This is a genomic window from Staphylococcus sp. HMSC063A07, assembly GCF_001836955.1.
Taxonomy (GTDB): domain Bacteria; phylum Bacillota; class Bacilli; order Staphylococcales; family Staphylococcaceae; genus Staphylococcus; species Staphylococcus lugdunensis.
In genome coordinates this window covers 1-444 of the sequence record NZ_KV830928.1, presented here as the reverse complement: position 1 = coordinate 444, position 444 = coordinate 1, and the positions used below count along the sequence as shown (strand labels likewise).

Genomic DNA, 444 nt, shown 5'->3' with positions numbered 1-444 from the left:
TTTAATCCGACAACAAACACAATAAGCGGCGTAGCCACAAAAGTCGGCACCTATCCAATAGTAGTGATAAGCACTGACGCTGAGGGTAATAGTGTTGAGACAAAATTCAATATCAAAGTTGTAGACACGACAGCACCGACGGTGAAAGAGATAAGTGATCAAACCAAAGAAGTGAATACTGAAATTGATAACATCAAGATTGATGCGAAAGATAATAGCGGCCAGCCAGTAACAAACACAGTCAGTGGCTTACCAAGCGGAGTAACATTTGATCCGACAACAAATACAATAAGCGGCATAGCCACAAAAGTAGGCACTTATCCAATTGTAGTGACAAGTAAGGATACCGATGGTAATAGTGTTGAGATAAAATTCACAATCAAAGTTGTAGACACAACGGTACCAACGGTGAAGGGAATTAGTGACCAAACCAAAGAAGTGAAT

Annotated in this window: 1 protein-coding gene; it reads left to right on the top strand. The window is 40.3% G+C overall.

Going from position 1 to position 444, the window contains the following annotated elements; all coding sequences use genetic code 11:
* Positions 1–444: Ig domain-containing protein (locus HMPREF2597_RS08470; RefSeq protein WP_176747068.1), on the top strand; the 444-nt coding region annotated here is incomplete at both ends.